Source organism: Flavobacterium sp. DSR3-2 (genome assembly GCF_049896525.1).
In the GTDB taxonomy this organism is placed as follows: Bacteria; Bacteroidota; Bacteroidia; order Flavobacteriales; family Flavobacteriaceae; genus Flavobacterium.
On sequence record NZ_JAFCUM010000019.1, the window covers coordinates 1 to 18,143 of the forward strand.

An 18,143-nucleotide genomic window follows, 5' to 3' on the forward strand; every position below is an offset into this window, starting at 1 on the left:
GACTGCTTTTTTTTTCTCTTTTTGACTTCTTGGGGAGCGGCAGGTCCATCGTCATCAGTATTTTGACTCTGTTTTTTATTGTCCTGCTTCTGTGAGGTATTTTGTCCTTCTGATTGCTTTTCCTCTTTCGTCTGACGGTTGTCAATACGTTTTAAATTTCCATCATATGCATTGATGGTTTTAAACTGTGGATTAGCTTCAATATAATGCTTGACTTCTTTACCGTCTTTCAAGAAAGTGGCCGATTGTAAGTTTCCTTTTTTTAGGGAATCCATTAAATCTTCTTTAAATTTAGGAGTATTCAGTTCTTTGATTGGATGTTTGGACAGCGCAGCCTCCAGATCGTAACCATAATTTTGATGATACTGATTCAGTTTAAAATTGCCGGCACTGTCAGCTTCCTTAAAATCCATTTGCACCCACGAGTTATAAACCTGTCCTTCTTTACTGGTTAAATCCTTATTCACTGCTCTTCCTTCCATAAGGTTGTAGGCTTCCTTCATGGTGATATTGCTTCCCTTATTAATATAAAAAGTCTGCTCCAACGCTTCTTTCGAATTGTCTTTTTGCAAATCCACTTTATAGGAATTAAAGAAATACATATCACTCTGATCCGATTTCTTAAAATTCAATGTTGCTGTCGCATTATCATTGCCATATTGAGCATTGTGGGTCAAAGTGAAACTAGGGGTTTGATTTTGCATTTTTTCCTTTAACTCACTTTCTAATCCTTCACCGAAACCGGTGTACTTTACCTGATCGCGTAGGTATTCAAAATTTTTATCGTTCATGATTATTTAATTTAAATGATTAATAATTAGTTACAGTTTAGGCAGTACAGTAACCTGTACCAATTTTTTGTTTTTTACCTGAATTGCTAAGTGTCTGCCGCCATTCTTTTCCATTAGTTGTAGTACTAAATATTTCTTCTCCGGAATCGTGAATTTTGGTACCGCAAATACAAATGTATTTTCAGATTCTTCGTCAATTGTCTCATCGTTATTAAGAATATACAGTGGTGTAATTTCAATTTCCTGCGAGGCGGTTCTTCTTACTTTTTTACTATCTCGAATAAAAAATCGAAACTGGTCAACATCATACTTTATTTTAGAGTGGTTTACCACTACTATCCTGTAATACATCACATCATTTTGGATAAAAATTCCATTGAGATGTAATTTCACACCATACCTGCTCTCTTTACCACCTTCAGTCTTACTTTTGTCGTACAAGGCCAGCTTGGAATAAAGCTGCAGTTCCTGTTCGTTCCCACTCCCCGCGGAAAATAAAACGTTCTGTTCGAACGGTTCAGTCGTATTCATAGAAAGATTTAAATTGGGATTTTGCTCATCATATCGTAGAAGGAAAGAATACAATTTGCCATCGGCTGTCACTACCGTTAGATTGGTTGGGATAAATTCCTGCTTAGCAGCCTTAATCTGTATTATATTTTCAAGGCCTTTGGCTTTTTGAACCAAGATATCCGCACTACCCCGATCGACACTTATAATGGCGTAAGGGAATACAATATTGGTTGTTTTGGAATACCCAATTGACAGAGAATCGGGCGTAATCTCCAACAGACTGTTTTTACTGCTTTGTTGGGCGAAAGCGCTGATGGTAAAGAGTACTGCGCACACCACCACCATTACATTGATCTTTTTCATAATTACTAATTTTTAGTTTTTAATTGGAATCGTTTTGTTTTTGCTTTTCGTCTCGCAGCAATACCTGATATCCTGCCTTAACCACCACTTTGACAAGCTTGGCTTTTTTACTGAATAGGGTCTTCGCTGCTTCAATACCGACACCAGCGGCTTGTGCTCCCCAAGAATCGTCGAGAGATGCAACACCCAGAGTTTGAACAGAGCGGTCTGCTGATGCCTTAGCTACTTCTCGGTTAATAGCTCCTGGCATGTAAATGCCGTGAAGTCCATCCAAATCGTAAACAGTAAGATCAACTGGAAACAAAGCGTTCTTATACCGAATACTATTGATTTTTATTACGAGCCTTTCTCCTTGTAAAGAGGCTATTCCGAACAAGAAATTATTCTTTGGAATTTCAACTCCATTAACATAGACAGCAGTACTCAGCCTTAATTTTATTGTGGAACCATTTACTATAGTTTGTGTTTCATGAATTACCGCTGCTATTGCATTTTGAAGGACGTCTGCAACTGCTGGTTCATCAAAAGAATAAAATGCATTCTCTTTATTCCTCCCAAAAGATGTAGTAGCGCCAATTGGGGTAACTTGCAACGAAGAAATAGTAGTGTCCCCTGCTAAGCTGGCAATTGAAAATACCTGTCCTCTTTGGGATTCAGAAACCTTTCTCAATTTTTGCTGAACTCTGTCAGGATGTTGTATATCCAATATACTTTCCAGCATGCCACTAAGTTGTTTCAATTCAGGATCCGGTTCATTATTTTGAGTATTCATCGACTGCATCATTTCTTCCAACTTGTTAACGTCTTCGGAATGCAACGCGCTTCCGCTACTTTCTGCATAATGGGCATCGTTTCGCCTTGGTGTTGGAGCAACTGGCGTATTAATAACTCTTTGAAGTGCTTCCAGCTTTTCATGTACTTTTGCTTCGTTGGGGTCCCGGTACATCAGAGCATTTAGTCCTTTTGAGCCATTTCCGGAAGGTATTTGATTATGAGATGTGCTCAAAGACGCTATAGAATCTTCAGGAAAACTTCTGCTGAGATAATTGGGATCCTTGCTAATAAGCTCTTCCAGCTTTGAGGAATCAAGAGCTGCCTGATCGTAATAATGCATTTTATCCAAATCAAGGCCATCCTTCAAATTTGCATCCGGAAGCTTGCTATTAAACCCTTTTTTTTCGGTGACTGAGGAGTTCGCAGCATCCATTTTGCCGCCTCCCAAAACCCAAAATATAATAGTGAGAAAAGGCAGTACCAGAAATGGCATGACTAAAAGTATTTTGCGCTGTCTTAACATTTTTGGTGATTTCGTTTTTGCTTCCATGATATTATTTTTTAAATTGTGAATGGTAATACTTTTCTACTATGGTCAGGCTGTCCAGTAATCCTGGACGGTTTTGATTGATACTGTCCTTTATTTTTTTTCCCGTCGGACTGCGCCCTAAACTGTCCATATACCTACGAAATCGGATCGTTTTTTCATATTCCCCTTTACTGATTGCTACTTTTAAATGATCTATTGCTTTAGAGATTTGAATAGCATTTGTGGTCTTTACAATTCGTGTAATCGGTACGGAACTGACTTCAGGTTCAGAAAAGCTATCTACCATCACATAAATACTATAACCACCAGTTCCAAGTGTAAAAACGATTAAAATTAATGTCCAACTTCTGCGGGACCAATGTGCCGTCTTGCGTTCCAGCCAATGTGCACATTTGTATTGCAACCGAAGGTTAGCTTCTTCAAACTGTTGCAATAGTTTGCTTTTTATGCGATTTTTTCCTGCAGGGTCTTGCATGGTGCCATTTTTAAATTTGTAGCGCATAGCAGTAGTGTTTTTATTTACGGTTCTCAGTACTCAAATCTCGATTCTCGATAGTATTCCATCGCTCGACTAAAAAGCCATGCGGGTTATTATCACTTCTGGAAACATTACGAAGATTACCCTCTGTTATGAGGCTACGGTGCGCAATGCTGGTCGTTCTGATGATATTCTGTTTGGCATAGCACCGGAAATGATATGGATATTTATTGATATCAATAGCTATACTATCCACTTCTAGCGTCTGACTGATATTACCGGAAATAATACCGGAATAATACCCATTCTCTTTTAAATCATCGTAAATTCGTTTTGCACTGTCATCTGCGAGGTATAATGCCTTCGTAATATTGGTTTTTATAACCTTATCATCGGGATCGAGAGTGAAAAACAATTTATGAAAAGTCATAACATGGTCTCTTGCCTCTACCGGGATATTGTCTTTTCTGTCTGAAGCATACGCTTCTAATGCTTTACCATTAGCCAGTATATAAACTTTATCCTGCATCTGCGCTACCAAAGCAAAACTTTTGTACAGAGCAAAACAGCTCAGTATAATACTTCCGACAACAACCACAATTGTAAAGCTTCGAACATGCCGAAAGGCGGTATCAATATTTTTCATTTTGCTAAACATAATCCGTTTTTTAGAGGTTAGGAATTGCCTTTTAATTTATCGCCCATATAACTGTCTTTATCTTTGAAATACGGTGAGGAGCCACTAGATCCAGATAGACTTTGAGACATTCTTCCAGCAGCATTGCCCATAGCATCCACCACCATTCCCGCACCTGAAGACGCGCTGTTAACCGCAGAATTTGCTGAGTTGTTGAACATACTGGTGACTTTTTGACCCAAAGCCCCTCCACCACCTGCATGCACTATATAATTAGCGACGGAGGGAACAGTGAAATACCCGATGATGCCAATAATCATAAACACCAAATAGGCCACGTCTGTTTTACTAAAAAAAGTATCTCCATACTCGCTTGCTTGTGCAATATCCAATTGAAGCATCTTCTCTTGAATTTTTCCTATGATACTGCCAAAAATATTCGCTACGGGGAGCCACAAATAGATATTTATATACCGGGCCAGCCAGACCGTTAGTGTGTGCTGAAAACCATCAAAAACGGATATACCAAAAACCAATGGTCCCAAAATAGAGAGTACGACAAGCTGAAACGTTCTAAGGGTATCAATGCAAAGTGAAGCAGCTTCAAAAAGCACCATTAATACTTCACTCATCCATTCTTTTATTGAATTACGAAAATTGAACGAGGCCTTAGACATAGCAAATTTTACATCATTTCCGATTCCTTCCATAATTCCTTCCTCAGAAGGATTGGCATCATCATGCGTGTATTTATACCATGTGTCTCGATCGCCACTGCCATCTGCTCCCACATACATCTTCCAGGAGTCCGTTTCTTTGATCGCTTCTTCTTTTTTTCTAAGCAGCACCCCAATAGCCTTATTAGAGCCTTCCACCATCGATGCAGTTGCTGTAACCGTGGGTTTCATCACTCCATTAATCAAATCCAGCACCGAAGGAAAAATCATTATGCAGAATCCGATCACAAATGGACGGAAAAGCGGATAAAAATCGATGGGTTCAGCACTTGCGATATGCCTCCAAACCCGAGAGGCGATGTACCAAATGGCTCCAAATCCTGCGATTCCCTGCCCAACTCCGATAAGATTGCTGCACAAGGGCATCATTTCGTCATACAATTGGTCTAGTACACTATGCAAGCTGTTCATATCATTCGCTATTCCTTGTGCATGGCTGGCAACAGGCAACACCATCCCTGCGACTACAGATAGTGTAGCCTTGCTCCTTTTCATCATAACAATTTGTATTTAATTATTTATTTTGTAGATGCTACGCATTGCATTAATGTCATTGCGTTCTTTAGTTCGTTGAATGCCTAGTACGGAAGTATTGTTGTTAAAATTTCGAAGAAAAGAGAGCTTGTCCTGCATGTCTGCATATACCTTGTCAATGGCGGCAAGTCTTTCATCATCTGACATTCGCAGGGTATTGGCAGAAATGACCGAGGTTAACTCATCCAGATTTCTTATGCTCTCTTTGAATAGCTTAGAATAGACCTTTTCGAGATAAGCAATTTCTTCCGGATTGAAATTGCCACTATTCCGGAATCGATTAAATGCAGCTTTGTATTCTTTTACTAATAGGACTTGATAGTGGATGATATCACCTACCCGCTTATACTTTCGAACGGTTGGACTGACTTGCATCAGCGCATCAAGGAATGTTTCATGCAGACTAAAGTTTCCTTTCGACAAATCTTTAACAACGTTATAGCCTCCGTTCAGAATCTGATAGCCTTTTTTCATATCAGTCAAAATCTGTTTGAATTGAGCTAGCTTTTCGATATTCAGAATTAGCTGTTGCATTTCTTGAGATTGAGCAGCAACCCGACTGGGAAACAACAGTCCCACCAGCATAATAAGTACAATCAGTAGTCGTTTCATGGTATATTTTCTTTTACGCCCTGCAACGCATGGCTGGTTTTTACATCTTTAGATTCAGCGCTCCTGAAGAAACCCATCATTCTGGTTTGATTGCTAAAATCCTCACAAAAACTTTGACTCTCCAGCATATTTTGATAGAGTGCATCAATTCGTTCTAATCGTTCATCATCTTTCAGCTCCAACTCACCTTTTGTCAATACTGCTGTAAGTTCATCCACTGTTACATCACAATCTTTAAGCAATCGATCCAATACCCTCTTAACATACGCCACTTCGTCACCGTGAAATAAATCGTTTTGATTCACATAGCTCATGGTGCGACTATAACTCTTCAGAATCTTTACTTGAAGTGCAATGATCTGACTAACTCTGACATAGTTTTTTATCTTTGGATTAATTGCCTTTAGAGAATTGAAATAATCAAGATGAAGATCCAGTTCCCCTCGCTTGAAATCACCTATCACGTTAAGCCCGTTCTTTGCGATGGCATACCCTTTTTGAGCATATCCGATATACACTTGAAAAGCTGCAATTTGCTTTAAGAGTTCTTCTCTTTGTTTTGCCTGTGCCTGTATGTTTCCATTAAAAATTACCATAAGAAGTATCAAAACCGCTATCTTTTTCATAACATTAGTTTTTTAATTGTGAATACCGTACAATTTCTTAATGGCATTCACATCGTTATTTGATTTTGCTCTTTGAAGGCTCAATTTTATGTTTTGCATGTTAAACCGAGAAAGATCATCATAAGTAGCATCAATCTGATCGGCTGCAGTATTGATGATTTCAAGCCGTTTAGCATCACTCATTTGCAAGGTAAAGGAGTCTACGACTGAAAATATCTGATCAATATTATTCATACTTTCATTTAATATTCCAGAATATACTTTTTGCATGTATGCCAATTCATCGGCCTTAAAATGATCGTCCCGCTGAAATAGTTTCCAAGCTCTTTCATATTCAGCAACAAGTCGGATTTGCTTTTGGGTGATGTCTCTAATTCGCTGATAGTACGTAATAATAGATTTGACCTTTGCGAGTTCATCATAGTACTCTTTATACAACTCTTTTTGTTTTTGTGTCCAGTTGGAAATCTCATCCAGTTTCACTTTGGACAAGACATTTTCCAATTTTTTTTGGGCATTCTGCAACCAAATCGTTTTATTTTGCAAGCGCTGGATCCGGAGATCAATTGCTTTTATCACCATGGCTACGGCATCTTTTATCAATCCAATTATAGGAACAACTGTCACCGTTGTTGCTGGCCTTGCAGGGGTACTGAGGAGCAATAGACAAAGTAAACCCACCATCATATTTTTCTTTGCTTTCATAAGTAGTAATTTTATTGTTTGTCAAGTATTTAAAACTGTAACTTCTCTTTTACTGTCGTTGTTTTTCACGCAAATCATTCGCCAGTGCCGCAATCCCTTTTTTAATATCACCATCGAATTTCTTGGCGTAAGCCTGCACTTTCATTTTTTCTGTTTCTTCTGTTGTGTAGGCAAGATACTCTTCAAGAGATACTTCTGTTCGATAGACTTTAGAGAGCATGCCTCCCAAGGAAATAAAAACTTCTTTGTATTTTTTATCTGGATCATTTGCTTTATTAACCGATAGCACCAATGCTTTTTCCTTTTCCGTAAGACCTAGCAATTCCTGAATTTGGTCGAATTTGTTTTGGTATTTACTTTGGTCCAGCAATATTTTGCAATCGCTATTATTGATAATTGCCTGCTTGACTACTGGCGATGATATAATGTCTTCTACTTCCTGTGTGACCACTATGGCTTCTCCATAAAATTTTCTAACAGTCTTAAATAAATACTTGATATACTCAGCCATACCTTCCTTAGCAATAGCTTTCCAAGCTTCTTCAATTAATATCATTTTTCGAATACCCTTAAGCTTGCGCATTTTACTGATAAATACCTCCATGATAATTATGGTGACCACTGGAAATAATATCGGATGATCTTTGATGTTATCTAATTCGAACACAATAAAACGCTCTTGCATTAGCTCCAAATTTTCAGTAGCATTGAGCAGGTAGTCAAATTCTCCGCCTTTGTAATACGGGCGCAAAACGTAGAGAAAATTAGTTACATCAAAATCCTTTTCCTTCACCTTATCTCCTTCAAGCACCTTGACAAAATCAGTTTTTAAGAATTCGTAAAAACTATCAAAACAGGGAAAAATTGCTTTGTCTGCCTCCAGTTTTTCATAATACAATTGCAACGCATTGGACAGGGCTACATATTCACTTCGATTAAAGGTTTCATTGTCTTTTTTCCATAGCGCCAGCAGTAAGGTTTTAATACTTTCCTTTTTCTCTGTATCCAGCGTATCGCCTTCACTTATATAAAAAGGATTAAAGCGGATTGGATTCTTTTCATCATAGGTAAAATAATACCCACCCACCATGTCACACAATCCTTTATAACTGTGTCCGACATCCACGATCACAATATGGGTTCCTTGTTCGTAATAACTTCTCACCATATGGTTGGTGAAAAATGATTTTCCACTTCCTGAAGGACCTAGTATAAACTTGTTCCGATTGGTACAGATTCCCAGTTGAATTGGCTCATCACTGATATCAACATGCACCGGCTTCCCAGTCAAACGGTCGCCCAAACGTATTCCGGTAGGACTGAGTGAGGAACGGTATCCGGTTTCCATATTCAGGAAGCACACGGCCTGTTCCGCAAACGTATCGAAAGTGTCATTCATTGGGAAATCAGCTGCATTGCCGGGAATTCCTGCCCAATATATTTGAGCGGCACCAACGGTTTCCTGCTTTGCGGCTGCGTCCATTTGCGCCAATGCTGATGAAACCTTATTTTTTATATTCTTCAGCTCTTCTTTATCCGCTGTCCATGCCAAAACATTAAAGTGAGCCTTGACAGGTAAGCGTTGCTGACCGATTGCTTCATTTAGAAAATCATTGGTCGAATCGCGAGCAATCAGATTTTCCCTGCTGTACGCCGATAAGGACTGCAAGCGTAATCGTTTACTCTCCAGCTTTTGCAGTGTTTTTTGAGCATCTTCAATGAAAATATACTGGTTGTAGATATGATTGCAGGAAAGCAGTTGTCCTAAAGTGGATGCGAATCCGATACTGAATTTGGTCTTGTCGGTGGAGTATCGATCAAAATTTATTCTGGAACCGCAAAGAGCCGGAAGATCCGCTGCATCACCCAAAGTGTAAATTTGACAGTGTTTATCTCCCACCTGCAAGCCGTCAGTGAATCCAATATCTTGATAAACAAAAGAGTCATTCTTCTCAGAAAGTGAACAGTAACGCTCAATAATTCCAATCTTTCGGCTTTGACTTCTGAGTTCATCATTTCTTAAGCGAGTTAACTTTACAAAACCACTATCTTCCAAAACTCTTCTGAACTGACCTGTACTGTCTATAAATTCCTGACGCAGTTGTGCATTTAATGTTTCTTCAGGAATTATTGAGTTTCGAAGTAAATTGGAAAATAAGGAACTTGATTTTTTCCTGCCGACTGGTTTTTTGGTTAATAAAATGTAGCACGAATGATCCAAAAAAGGACGCTCGTTAAAAAACCGTTCACTGCTGCGCGTTAGGAAACTTGTATCTTCATTACTGAAATCTGCTTCAAACTTGCTGTCAATAAACCAATCTTGTTTGTGAAACACAGTAAACTTTGGAAGTAATTTTATAGCCCTCAGCCACGCTTGGTGGAATGCTTCATATTCCTGGTCTGACAATGTAAATATTTCCGGCAATTCTGCCTTGAATACTACGGTAACATCACCCTGTTTCGAAAGAATACAGTCATGCTCCACGTCCATAATTGGTAAAATATCATCTATCCTCTTTTCCATCTTCGTCGCTTTTTACCTATTCATAATTTTTTGGAGAATTGCTATTTTTCCATTTTGAAAATCTGACGGCTGTGAATTCTGACGGCTTCAGGAACTTGTCTTTTCGCCAAAGCTTTCATCATGCCATGTTCCCCGTACTTATGACTCATCTTATATACTTTCACAACCAAAATAGTTCCTGATCCACCGACCACTCCAACGCAAACTAGTGATGGCAAACCAATTATATACAGTGCTGAAAACAGGAATAGAAGTACTATAACGCCACCACCTAAATACCAGATATACTGTGCTTTAAGACCCTTGAATTCAATACTCTGATTAATACCTTTATTGATTTGATATACACTATTTGCCATGGATACTATTTTACCTTTAAAAATTAATAACTGCCATATGTAACCCCTTAAACCCCAAAGAAAGATTTGATCACCGTAGCCACCACCACTAAAAAAACACAACTGCCAAACCAAGCCGCTGCTACTTTTCCGGTATCAGGATCACCAGCATTCCATTTTTGATAGACTTTTACAGCACCAATTAAACCCAGTAGTGCTCCTACGGCATACATAAGTTCTGTACCTGCATCAAAATAACTTCTTACCTTTTGATTGGCTTCGTTAATTCCAGCAACCCCGTCTTGAGCATGAGCCGTGACATAGCCAACAAACAACAGCAGTACAACTAAAACAAATCGTATTTTTACTACTGTAAACTTCTTTAATTTCCTCCCTCGATTTTTCATAATACATCATTTTTAAAGTTTTGTTTTAAGTACTAAAAAGCAGAGGAATACCGCTGTTACTAAACTCTTTTTCTTGTCACATAAAGCCATACCGCATAAGAGCAAACAGGGATAATTCCTCCGCAATAGAATTTTAATTTATACATCCCATAACACATCCAATTCCTGTTGCGTTACATGAATCAGCTCGAGTTTGTCACATTCAGAGACTACTAGTTCGCAAATTGAAGATCGAAAAGGCGAGTTCTTGACAGTCGGAAATTCATTGAGAACCAAACTCAGATAATACATAAATTCCTTTTTGGGGAGTTTTTTTTGCAAAGCATCTGCAACAAGATTTTTTAGTTTTTCTACCAGATCCTCTACATCTTGAAATGCTTTGTCGGTCTGTTTTTCATTGAGGGACGAAGGAATACCATTCGGAGCTTCCAGATAATCTACATTTAATTGAACTTGAGGAAAACTTCGAATCGAAAACTTTTTTTTTCCCGTTACAAGATCTTTGAGTTCTGCAAAAAAAAATCGAAACCCGACAAATAAGTACCAGCTTGCTGCAAGCAGGACAACTACAAGTATATAATTGGCCCATGAAATGTTTGTTAACATACGTTCTTTATTAAATGTTTAACTTCCTTGATAGTAATAAAAACATTAACCGTAGGCAATGATTTATTTTATATTTCAAAGAAACAATTTGAAATCCTTTACGACAAGTACAACTTTAAGTTGTACTCTTTTGTACCCTTTCATTATAACAGTTAGCCATTATATAAACCATTGCATAATTTAGGATTTTGTATTATTGTTAATACGATTTTATTTTTTTTATGATTTTTTCTAAAGTCTGAATAGCAATCTCTTTGTCTCTTTCTTCTGCATTATACGACTTGCTTCTAACGGATTGATAGGATAAGTCCTTTTTAAAAGGTGTAGAAAGATAAGGTACGATGGTCTTAAATATTTGGCTCATCGATTTGGCCTTCAAAATTCTGGATTCATCAGAAGCCCTCAAAATTAATCCCATCTGATCGGTCGATAGTATACACTCAATTTTATTTTCTAAAGCTACCGTTGCATCAATGTGCTTGGTCTGCATACCAATTCTTGAACTTGCATTTAATTCGATTTCTCTTTCTAAATAGGTTATTTCATGCTTGAACCAATTGTGCAACGCACTTTTGATATTTTGCTGACTGGGCTCAAACATAATGCTCTCGTTAGAGTATAACTGACGAAATTCCTTAAAAATAAAGAGCAACTTACTCATTCTATCAGGTAAAGTAGTTTGCGTATCTAAATTGCTGACAATTCTGTTAATCAAACAGGTGATGTAAACTTGAGCATTAAAATTCAAACGAATAAGCAATTCATCCAAAGAGGTATAAATGTTTAAACTTTTCTCAGATTCATCGAAATCATCTATGCTTTTAAAGAGTTCTTTTTGATAAAGAATCTGTCTGTAGGTGATTTTATAACCTTTATTTGATTGGATTAGTTGGTAGAGAACGGAGATGACAGTTTCCATGATATTTTGATGAATTTCATTATGCCATTTTTTCCTTTTAAGCTTGTCCAGTTTTAACTGCAATTCATTTTTGGAAACAATAAGGTACGTGATTGGTACACGTTCGTCCAAACTCAGATAAGTAGCAAAGCGGATTTCTACAAAAGATAGTAGTTCCTCTAAAGCACTTATTATAGTATCGATGCTAGTGGACAAATTTGGAGCATTAAAAATTGTATTTTTTCGATTTTCTATAACATTATCTAGTAAAAAGATAAGAGTAGAATGGTATTTTCGAATTAAAAGTCGAATTTGTCTTTTCTTTCTTAAAGAAAATACTTCATTCTTAAGTTGGATCTGAATCTTTTGAGATTCTTTGGCAATATTTTCGGACGTTAGCGACAAAGTACTTTCTGATATTGAACTGCCAGTTTTATTCTTTGAATCAAAGGTTTGCAAAATCAAAGAATCTAACCATTCTAATGGGTGGGTTTTTATCATCATGCTATTGTTTTAATTTACAATTAAATGCAACGAAAACTACTGGTTCTTTAACCTTTCGATAGCATTTGTACGATATCTGGATGGTGCAATGGATGTATGTCTTTTAAAAAAAACACTAAAAGTGGAAGCATTACTAAAAGCTAGCTCTTCTGCAATATCGGCTACTGATAACTGGGAATCTTCCAGTAAATTTTTCGCCTCTGTAATAATAGACTCTGCTATTAAAATCTTAACAGGTTTTCCGGTTATGTGTTTTACAATTTTACTCAAATATCCAGCAGTAATAAACAACGATCCGGCGTAAAATTTAACGCTATGCTGCTTTTTACAGTGAATGGATAGGATAGTAAAAAATTGTATCAATACCCTTTCTTTTCTGCTGAAATTCAAGGAAGCCTCCGAAGTATATTTAGCATGAATTGATCGCAATTCATATAATAGTAAATTAAAACTAATTCGATGCAATTCCGCTTCTATGCCGTTAAGTTTACCTTCCTTCCTTACAAAATAGATGAGTTTGTATATGAGTGAAAGAACTAAAAAATCTTTTTGATCCAATGTAATTTTCAGGGAAAACTTTGCGATAAAAAAATAAAATGCATCAACTAACTCTTTCCTGAAACAATTCTGAGTCGCAAATTCAGCGGTAAATGCAACTAGATATAACTTCAGTTTGTCTTCTACAGCCAATAACGTTAGAAACGAATTTTTTGGAATCACAAGTAAATCTTGGGCTGATAAATCATGAATGGTATCTTTTAACTGAATTTTTAAAGCACCCGATTTCATTAGTAAAATGCAAAAATTATTAACAATAAAAGACTCATAGGAAGGCATTTTTATCATATACTTTTTGATGATGCAAAGTTGTAATCCATGGTAAGGACTTTCGTTTAATTCAATATTTAGGAATTCATTTATCATGCTGGTAACAGTTTACATGTTCAATAGATGTAGTCGCAGTGCATTATTTCTGATTATTAAAAAAATATTCCATTAAACCTAAAACCAAAAAATAGAGATTGGATAGTGATGTAATAAAAAATAAATAGGCCAATTCCCTTGGACTGTCAACTTGTTTTACACCATCGATAAGATAACCAACCATTTCATCATAGCTAAAAAGAGCTATGACGAAATAGAGGCTAACAAGGTTTAAAAGAACCAATGTGAAGTAAAAAATGATTTTTAATTTCATTTTCCTAAATGAATTGTTTGCAATCGAATTGCAGTATTATAAAAGCTTTTTTGATAATAGGATCACAGAAATAATAGTAGCTTGATACGACAAAAAAGTCGGTTGCGCTTTACGATTGCCTATAGAAATCTCCCAATCTCTATCTCTATGTTTAGAATCGGCATAGAGAGCATACCTGGAAACCGATGCTACAGAAAGAATAGTTTCTTTTTCGTCCTCACTCATAGTTGTATTTTCTAAAATCTTAGTTTCATAGGAAACAATATAGTTGTACTGCTCCAGATATTCACTATCTTGTTGTGCTAGTAAAGCTTGTACAAAATGGATTAACTCTTTTCTGACCTCCAAACGCAAAGAGCAACTTTCAAGAATAGCTATTAATTGTTTTTCGGGAGCACTCAGCACCATCGCAACTTGTTTAGAGGTTAATGATGCTGTACTTCGACTCGCATATTGTTTAGTCTTGTAATTTTGGAACATAAACTGTATTTGCTCGGTCATTTCAGTAGCTGAATTTGGAACTTTGTTATTGTCCAAATAAATAGTGAGCAAATCAAAATACTCCTTACCTCTTCCCTCAAAAGGATTTGCATTATTGTGCGGAACCTGTGATTTGATGTATAATTTACTTAGATTGGAATCGGAAGTTAGAGAAGGATCAACATCAGATTCAGTGGAACATGAAATAGTAGCGAATGATAAAATAGCGCATAATAGATAATTTTTCATGATTAATGTTTTTAAAATGGGACCGAGAATTTCTTCTCAGTTCATTTCACCCGGGTAAGCAGAACTTTTATTTAGCACTTTGCTAAACTTTTGGCTTTTGAATTCGAAACAAATCTATTCGCTCATAAACTCCCCTGCAACACAATCCATATGGGTTTCCATGAATTAGTGTATTGATTTCATGGAAATCCACACCATATTTTATCAAATAAATACCTATTTAACAATTGTTTATCTTATTTTTGAAATACCCGATGATAAATGCTGATTTGTATCATTTATCCTTTCACGTATTATATTTATTATAGAACACAGTAATTTATCTCCAACCTACTTCGTACTATGAAACAAAATTATTTACTACTGACATTACTACTGACAGCACATTGTATGACTGGTCAAAAAAAGGTATTCAAAATACCAGATTCGCTTCAAAACAAAAGTTATGTTTATTTGGAAGACAGGAGCTATTCGCTAACAAAAGATACTGCTAAAGCATTCTTTTACATAAATATTTACATAAAGAAAGCGAAGAACGAGGAAAACTGGAAAGAATTGGTGAATGGATACCAGAATGCACTGCATCAATCTCCTAATAATGTTAGGATACAATATGCAGATAGTATGATTTATGCTGCAAAAAAAACGAAAGATGCAGCTATTATTGGATCCGCTTACCTTTCAAAAGGTATTGTATTTTACAGCCAGAAACAACGAAGAAATGCACTGGATAATTACATTATTGCCAACAATTATATCGTTAAAACAAATGATGACTACCTAATTCACAAAGTGAAGTACAATATGGGTCAAGTCAAATATTACTTAGGATTTTATGATGAAGCAATTTCATTATTAAAAGAATGTGTGGCGTATTATAAAGATGAAAACCCAAGGCCTTACCTAAATTCACTGCATTCATTAGGTCTTTGTTACAATAAAATTGGAAATTATGGCTTATGCACAGAAACCAATAAAATTGGTATTTCTGAAAGCAAAAGATTAAATGTAACCGAAATGACTCCCTATTTCATTCATTCGGATGGCATCAATGAATATTTCATGAAAAATTATGATGTAGCCATCAAAAAGATTAAATCGTCGCTGATACAAATAAGCCAAAAGAAAGATTATGCAAATGTGGCAGTAGGAAATTTTTACATTGGAAAGAGCTTCTGGGAACTAAAAAAATCAGATAAGGCAGTATCGTATTTCCAAAAGGTCGACAGAACTTTCCGTGATAAAGGATATATTAGACCAGACCTACTGGAAGTATATGAATTATTGATTGCATATTACAAAACAAAAGATAATCTGAAAGCGCAATTATTTTACATTGACCAATTACTTGCAGCGGTTAAAACCTTAAAAGAAACCAACAAGTATTTGATAGGCAAAGTTCATAAAGAATATGACACGAAAGTGATAGTGACAGAAAAAGATAAAATGAAGGCAGAGCTACTCAGTCAAAGGTACAACGACACTATTTTTATCAGCATCATTGTAATATTTTTTGCAGTTTTACTATTCTTGACGTACAGGCATTTTAAAAACCGTTCTGTATACAAGCAAAAATTTAATGAGTTGATGGTTCAAATTAAGGACGAAAACAGAAGCAAACCAAAACTTAAAAATGACAAATCTGAAATACTGGATATCAACGCGGATACAGTGAACAATGTTTTAAAACAATTAGATAAATTCGAACGCGATAAGAAGTTCTTAGAAACAGACATAACACTGGTTAAACTAGCAGCTGCCTTTAATTCTAACACTAAATACCTGTCCAAAATAATCGCACATTATAAGGATAAAGGATTTGTAGATTATATCAACGCTCTTAAAATTGATTATTTGATAACTTTATTACATGAGGACAAAAAAATAAGGAATTATACTAACAAAGCATTGGCTGAAGAAGCAGGATTTAGCAGTACTCAACGATTTGCAAATGCTTTTTTGACAAAAACTGGTATGCCTACGCCCTTTTTTATTGAGCAACTAAAGGAAGGCAATACGTAATTTATTTAGCATATTGTAAAAAATGTATTTTTTGACCCCTTAGAGAAAAATATCGATTGTAAAGTAGTAAGTTTAACATGAAAACATGCCGGTATAAAAAGCAAAATTTTATTTTTACACCCTAATTTAATACAATACTATTATGAAAGATTTAGTTGCAAAAATCAATGCTGAATTCGAAACATTCAAAACAGAATCTGAATCACTAAGTGAGAAAGGTGTTAAAGCTGCTGGAGCGAGAGCTCGTAAATCAACTTTGGAGCTGGAAAAACTATTAAAAGAGTTTAGAAAAGTTTCTATAGAAGAATCAAAAAAATAAGTTCCTACTTAATGACTAGCCCTCCGGATTTTCTGGAGGGATATTTAATATCCGGTAATTTGCCTAAACCACTTAATGCTTTAGGCTCAAATCTGTTGAAATATAAAGATACCCCCTTCTTTTGCAGCTATCATACAACATCTATTTTTTATTTCATTTTTATTTGATTTACTTCTTTTACTCAAAGTCTCCGTTTGTGGCTACAATTAATTTTGGATGAGGAAAACCATAATTAATCCAAAAGCTAAAATCAAAAATTTAAAGTCTCTGCCCATCCAAAAACAATAGTCTAAATAAAAGTTAAAATATTTATTATCAATTGATTATTGTTTTATTAGTTATATCTTTGAGTGTGGTTTTGATTAATCATCTGAGTAAAACCATCTGAGAAGAGAAGCTTATTCAAATAGTCATTTAATACCCAACGGCATGATTTGATAAATGGTAAATCAAAATCTACAATCGGAGGCCCTTTAAAAGGCCTCCTTTTTTTGCTACATCCTTTTTGTCAGATTTAATGGCTTAACCACTAAAGATTTGTCGGCACTAAAAAATAAAATTATATAAATAATTCACGTTCTTAAGTTCTCTGATATTATCAAAGAAGGCAGCCTCCCGTATTTATTTCGATACTGGCAAACTCCAATGAATTTATATTTTAGCCTAAAGTCCAATGAAATTAAAACGTAAGTCACAAGTAATCACTTTTCCTTGTCCTCGTCAACAATTAGTTTTAAAGAGTTGATGTAATCCGTATCAAATTCAATCACTCTAATTTTCTTGGGCTTGAAACTCATTTCACCGTCAAAATGTCCTTCTGTACCTAAAAAATCGATGACAAGTTCTTCTTCATTTAGTTCTATTAGTTTACCTAAATAAACCGCTTTGTCAGACTTAGTCGCAATTTGAAAAATGGCATATTTACTGGCTAAAAAATGGATAATGGAAGACAAATCTTGTAGCGGTATTATTTCTTCGGCACTTGTTTTTAAACCCTTCAACTTAATTACTCTTTCCGTGAATTCATGATCTTTGTCCTGAATAATGGCCTTTACATTTTTGTTTTTCAAGATCGTGTAGCCATCAATAATAAAATCGACCGGATTGTTTTTTAGCAAAATCCAATCTTCCGTCCAGTCAATGAGAAAACCACTAAAAATTTCTTTTTTGTCTTCAAATTCAATTGTAATTAATTGGCGTATGTATTTTTCCATTATTTAATTTTGTTTGAAGTGCATTCTACTTCCAGCTTAATTTCACTCCTATTATGGGGATAAT

19 protein-coding genes are annotated in these 18,143 nt (G+C 35.8%); 2 read left to right on the forward strand and 17 right to left on the reverse strand.

Features of this window, described 5'->3' with window-relative positions:
• The 16 genes from ACP7AV_RS16295 to ACP7AV_RS16370 all read right to left on the reverse strand — a co-directional run.
• A partial coding sequence (locus ACP7AV_RS16295) for a hypothetical protein (protein ID WP_426092855.1) occupies positions 1-791 on the reverse strand: 791 nt, incomplete at its 3' end.
• 30 nt (positions 792-821) lie between these two features.
• Positions 822-1,667, reverse strand: coding sequence for a conjugative transposon protein TraN (gene traN / locus ACP7AV_RS16300; protein ID WP_426092856.1), 846 nt, complete (start codon positions 1,665-1,667; stop codon positions 822-824).
• Between the two features lie 19 nt (positions 1,668-1,686).
• Complete coding sequence (traM, locus tag ACP7AV_RS16305) at positions 1,687-2,991, reverse strand: conjugative transposon protein TraM (protein ID WP_426092857.1); 1,305 nt, start codon at positions 2,989-2,991, stop codon at positions 1,687-1,689.
• Between the two features lie 4 nt (positions 2,992-2,995).
• Positions 2,996-3,493 (reverse strand): hypothetical protein, encoded by a 498-nt coding sequence (locus tag ACP7AV_RS16310; protein ID WP_426092858.1) that lies wholly within the window; start codon positions 3,491-3,493, stop codon positions 2,996-2,998.
• Between the two features lie 13 nt (positions 3,494-3,506).
• Positions 3,507-4,127 carry a conjugative transposon protein TraK gene (gene traK, locus ACP7AV_RS16315; RefSeq protein ID WP_426092859.1) on the reverse strand — a complete coding sequence of 207 codons (621 nt, stop codon included), beginning with the start codon at positions 4,125-4,127 and terminating at the stop codon, positions 3,507-3,509.
• Between the two features lie 17 nt (positions 4,128-4,144).
• A complete protein-coding gene (gene traJ / locus ACP7AV_RS16320) occupies positions 4,145-5,254 on the reverse strand; it encodes a conjugative transposon protein TraJ (protein ID WP_426092896.1) in 1,110 nt (369 codons plus the stop codon).
• A gap of 99 nt (positions 5,255-5,353) precedes the next feature.
• A complete protein-coding gene (locus tag ACP7AV_RS16325; RefSeq protein ID WP_426092860.1) occupies positions 5,354-5,989 on the reverse strand; it encodes a TerB family tellurite resistance protein in 636 nt (211 codons plus the stop codon).
• Complete coding sequence (locus ACP7AV_RS16330; RefSeq protein ID WP_426092861.1) at positions 5,986-6,615, reverse strand: hypothetical protein; 630 nt, start codon at positions 6,613-6,615, stop codon at positions 5,986-5,988. Before ACP7AV_RS16330 ends, ACP7AV_RS16325 begins: the two co-directional genes overlap by 4 nt.
• Before the next feature lie 12 nt (positions 6,616-6,627).
• Positions 6,628-7,320, reverse strand: a complete 693-nt coding sequence (locus ACP7AV_RS16335; protein ID WP_426092862.1) for a conjugal transfer protein TraI — start codon at positions 7,318-7,320, stop codon at positions 6,628-6,630.
• 49 nt (positions 7,321-7,369) lie between these two features.
• A complete protein-coding gene (locus tag ACP7AV_RS16340) occupies positions 7,370-9,844 on the reverse strand; it encodes a TraG family conjugative transposon ATPase (protein ID WP_426092863.1) in 2,475 nt (824 codons plus the stop codon).
• A 41-nt stretch (positions 9,845-9,885) separates the two neighbouring features.
• On the reverse strand, positions 9,886-10,203 hold the full coding sequence (locus ACP7AV_RS16345; RefSeq protein ID WP_426092864.1) for a DUF4133 domain-containing protein: 318 nt from the start codon (positions 10,201-10,203) through the stop codon (positions 9,886-9,888).
• A gap of 47 nt (positions 10,204-10,250) precedes the next feature.
• Complete coding sequence (locus ACP7AV_RS16350; RefSeq protein ID WP_417959928.1) at positions 10,251-10,589, reverse strand: DUF4134 domain-containing protein; 339 nt, start codon at positions 10,587-10,589, stop codon at positions 10,251-10,253.
• A 138-nt stretch (positions 10,590-10,727) separates the two neighbouring features.
• Entirely contained in the window at positions 10,728-11,195 is a 468-nt protein-coding gene (locus tag ACP7AV_RS16355; RefSeq protein WP_426092865.1) for a hypothetical protein, read from the reverse strand.
• A gap of 199 nt (positions 11,196-11,394) precedes the next feature.
• On the reverse strand, positions 11,395-12,597 hold the full coding sequence (locus ACP7AV_RS16360) for a hypothetical protein (protein WP_426092866.1): 1,203 nt from the start codon (positions 12,595-12,597) through the stop codon (positions 11,395-11,397).
• Between the two features lie 36 nt (positions 12,598-12,633).
• On the reverse strand, positions 12,634-13,521 hold the full coding sequence (locus ACP7AV_RS16365) for a helix-turn-helix domain-containing protein (RefSeq protein WP_426092867.1): 888 nt from the start codon (positions 13,519-13,521) through the stop codon (positions 12,634-12,636).
• Between the two features lie 310 nt (positions 13,522-13,831).
• On the reverse strand, positions 13,832-14,524 hold the full coding sequence (locus tag ACP7AV_RS16370) for a hypothetical protein (RefSeq protein ID WP_426092868.1): 693 nt from the start codon (positions 14,522-14,524) through the stop codon (positions 13,832-13,834).
• A gap of 342 nt (positions 14,525-14,866) precedes the next feature.
• Here ACP7AV_RS16370 and ACP7AV_RS16375 point away from each other — a divergent pair, with 342 nt between their 5' ends.
• Together ACP7AV_RS16375 and ACP7AV_RS16380 are read left to right on the forward strand one after the other, a co-directional pair.
• Positions 14,867-16,546, forward strand: a complete 1,680-nt coding sequence (locus ACP7AV_RS16375) for a helix-turn-helix domain-containing protein (RefSeq protein ID WP_426092869.1) — start codon at positions 14,867-14,869, stop codon at positions 16,544-16,546.
• Between the two features lie 142 nt (positions 16,547-16,688).
• On the forward strand, positions 16,689-16,865 hold the full coding sequence (locus ACP7AV_RS16380) for a histone H1 (RefSeq protein WP_426092870.1): 177 nt from the start codon (positions 16,689-16,691) through the stop codon (positions 16,863-16,865).
• A gap of 701 nt (positions 16,866-17,566) precedes the next feature.
• Here ACP7AV_RS16380 and ACP7AV_RS16385 read toward each other — a convergent pair.
• A complete protein-coding gene (locus ACP7AV_RS16385) occupies positions 17,567-18,079 on the reverse strand; it encodes a hypothetical protein (RefSeq protein ID WP_426092871.1) in 513 nt (170 codons plus the stop codon).
• Positions 18,080-18,143 lie beyond the last annotated feature (64 nt).

Excerpts from the sequence above, each read along its gene's own strand:
- traN (WP_426092856.1), bottom strand. The coding sequence starts at position 1,667 with ATGAAAAAGATCAATGTAATGGTGGTGGTGTGCGCAGTACTCTTTACC.
- traM (WP_426092857.1), bottom strand. The coding sequence starts at position 2,991 with ATGGAAGCAAAAACGAAATCACCAAAAATGTTAAGACAGCGCAAAATA.
- ACP7AV_RS16310 (WP_426092858.1), bottom strand. The coding sequence starts at position 3,493 with ATGCGCTACAAATTTAAAAATGGCACCATGCAAGACCCTGCAGGAAAA.
- traK (WP_426092859.1), bottom strand. The coding sequence starts at position 4,127 with ATGTTTAGCAAAATGAAAAATATTGATACCGCCTTTCGGCATGTTCGA.
- traJ (WP_426092896.1), bottom strand. The coding sequence starts at position 5,254 with ATGAACAGCTTGCATAGTGTACTAGACCAATTGTATGACGAAATGATG.
- ACP7AV_RS16325 (WP_426092860.1), bottom strand. The coding sequence starts at position 5,989 with ATGAAACGACTACTGATTGTACTTATTATGCTGGTGGGACTGTTGTTT.
- ACP7AV_RS16330 (WP_426092861.1), bottom strand. The coding sequence starts at position 6,615 with ATGAAAAAGATAGCGGTTTTGATACTTCTTATGGTAATTTTTAATGGA.
- ACP7AV_RS16335 (WP_426092862.1), bottom strand. The coding sequence starts at position 7,320 with ATGAAAGCAAAGAAAAATATGATGGTGGGTTTACTTTGTCTATTGCTC.
- ACP7AV_RS16340 (WP_426092863.1), bottom strand. The coding sequence starts at position 9,844 with ATGGAAAAGAGGATAGATGATATTTTACCAATTATGGACGTGGAGCAT.
- ACP7AV_RS16345 (WP_426092864.1), bottom strand. The coding sequence starts at position 10,203 with ATGGCAAATAGTGTATATCAAATCAATAAAGGTATTAATCAGAGTATT.
- ACP7AV_RS16350 (WP_417959928.1), bottom strand. The coding sequence starts at position 10,589 with ATGAAAAATCGAGGGAGGAAATTAAAGAAGTTTACAGTAGTAAAAATA.
- ACP7AV_RS16355 (WP_426092865.1), bottom strand. The coding sequence starts at position 11,195 with ATGTTAACAAACATTTCATGGGCCAATTATATACTTGTAGTTGTCCTG.
- ACP7AV_RS16360 (WP_426092866.1), bottom strand. The coding sequence starts at position 12,597 with ATGATGATAAAAACCCACCCATTAGAATGGTTAGATTCTTTGATTTTG.
- ACP7AV_RS16365 (WP_426092867.1), bottom strand. The coding sequence starts at position 13,521 with ATGATAAATGAATTCCTAAATATTGAATTAAACGAAAGTCCTTACCAT.
- ACP7AV_RS16370 (WP_426092868.1), bottom strand. The coding sequence starts at position 14,524 with ATGAAAAATTATCTATTATGCGCTATTTTATCATTCGCTACTATTTCA.
- ACP7AV_RS16375 (WP_426092869.1), top strand. The coding sequence starts at position 14,867 with ATGAAACAAAATTATTTACTACTGACATTACTACTGACAGCACATTGT.
- ACP7AV_RS16380 (WP_426092870.1), top strand. The coding sequence starts at position 16,689 with ATGAAAGATTTAGTTGCAAAAATCAATGCTGAATTCGAAACATTCAAA.
- ACP7AV_RS16385 (WP_426092871.1), bottom strand. The coding sequence starts at position 18,079 with ATGGAAAAATACATACGCCAATTAATTACAATTGAATTTGAAGACAAA.